This window comes from Bradyrhizobium sp. 142 (genome assembly GCF_023074015.1).
Lineage (GTDB): Bacteria > Pseudomonadota > Alphaproteobacteria > Rhizobiales > Xanthobacteraceae > Bradyrhizobium.
The window spans coordinates 1-631 of record NZ_JADPKQ010000132.1 but is presented as its reverse complement, the minus strand read 5'-3'; the positions used below and the strand labels follow the sequence as shown (position 1 = coordinate 631).

The 631-nt window shown below is 60.9% G+C and carries 1 protein-coding gene; it reads right to left on the bottom strand.

Annotated features, from left to right (window positions below; all coding sequences use genetic code 11):
• On the bottom strand, positions 1 to 486 hold a 486-nt coding region (locus IVA82_RS13485), incomplete at its 3' end, for a transposase (protein WP_247493324.1).
• Between the last annotated feature and the right edge of the window lie 145 nt (positions 487 to 631).

The window sequence follows — 631 nt, the reverse complement described above, 5'->3', positions numbered from 1 at the left end:
ATCGTCGGTCCATTCCTTCGGAAGATACAACGCGCGATCGATGAACGCATGACCATGACGCGAAACGTAGGTAGCGAAGACGCCGATCTGGCAGTTCGTGATCTTCCCTGCCGAACCAGTGTATTGCCGCGCCACTCCGCATGACGCTTTGCCCTGCTTGAGAAAGCCGGTCTCGTCGATCACCAGCACCGCATCGTCATCCGCCAAGTGCTCGATGACATAGTCGCGGACGATATCGCGCAGGGCATCAGCGTCCCAATCCCCGCGACCCAGAATCGCCTGCTGCCGCCATGGGCCGGGATCGCCAGCCGCCTCCGCGCGCATCCAGCCGGTCTTGCGCTGCTCATCTCCGAGCAGACCTTCCAGGAACAGGCCTGCATTCGTCGCCACACGCTCTTGCGTGAACAACGGACGTATCCGTTTCTTGATCTCTCGAAGCGACGCCGCCCACAACGCAAGCGTCTCCTCAACCGACATTCGAATCATGGTTGCCCATGGATTCAGAAGTCTGCAAACAAAGCAACTGTAATGTTAGGCAACTCCGGGGCTTCGCTTCTCCAGGCGCTGCATCGAGCGACCGCGGAGAGGGCGCCGGCTCCGGGCCGGAACGAAAGCCGGCACTGCGGGTTGC